The following is a 1038-nucleotide window of genomic DNA, read 5'->3' as shown; positions in this document are numbered from 1 at the left end:
TCCCTGTTTGTAAAATTAAGTTAGAAATTTAAAAAGCCATTTGTGATAGACTTTTGAGTGTTGAAATCAAAAGAAAGGCTGATCACAAATGACCTATACTCATCTTACCATAGACGAACTCACTACAATTTATTCCTTTTGGAAGCTCAATAAAAAGGCTTACCGAGTAGCACCAGCACTCCACCGGAGTGCTGAAACCGTTTATCGCATCTATCGTTTTCTTGACGCTGGCGGTACGCTTATTGATTACCAACAACATTATCGACGGCACAAACAACATTGTGGGCGTAAGCCCATTCAACTATCCCCTGATGAACTGGTTTATATCCAAGCCAAAATTCAAGCGGGGTGGCAACCAGATACAATTATTAATCGCCACGAACGTTCTTTTAGCTGCGGCGTACGAACCCTATATCGCATTTTCAAACGTGATGCTTTTGGCTTGTTCGCCAAAGATTTACCCATGCATGGTCAGCGTCACCCTAATGGGTACGTTGAACGACGAGGAAAAGCTGGGCAATTGGGCAGAGATTTAAAAACCCGTTATCAGGACTATCCTAATTTTAAACGAGAATTCGGTCATTTAGAAGGCGACACGGTTCAAGGCAAAAACCATCAGGGTGCCGTAACCACACTGGTTGAACGGCAGACCAAGGTCGCAATTGTTTTGAATTCACATACCAAGTCATCACAAAACGTCAATCGTAGTTTAGCAGCCTGGTTGACGAAGCTGCCACGCCACTTGTTTAAGTCCATCACGTTTGATAATGGTAAGGAGTTCGCCGGTTGGCGAACGATTGCTAACCAGTTTGATTTAAATATTTACTTTGCCGCTGTAGGAGCACCCAATCAACGTGGGTTGAATGAAAACACCAACAACTTACTTCGTAAGGATGGGTTGCACCATGATCTCATCATGGACCAGCTATCAGATGAATTTGTCCAGGCAGTTGCTAGTCGACGGAACCATATTCCCAGAAAAAGTCTCAATTATCAAACACCACTTGAGGCATTCGTAAATCAAATCACTGATGAGCA

General features: G+C 43.1%; 1 protein-coding gene. It reads left to right on the top strand.

The window, feature by feature from the left end:
- Positions 1 to 88: 88 nt before the first annotated feature.
- The coding region (locus KGF70_RS16915; protein WP_216786526.1) for an IS30 family transposase at positions 89 to 1038 on the top strand (950 nt) is incomplete at its 3' end.

This window comes from Lactiplantibacillus sp. 7.2.4 (assembly GCF_018991185.1).
Taxonomy (GTDB): domain Bacteria; phylum Bacillota; class Bacilli; order Lactobacillales; family Lactobacillaceae; genus Lactiplantibacillus; species Lactiplantibacillus pentosus.
The sequence above is the reverse complement of the archived record's forward strand: the minus strand, read 5'-3'. Positions and strand labels throughout refer to the sequence as shown.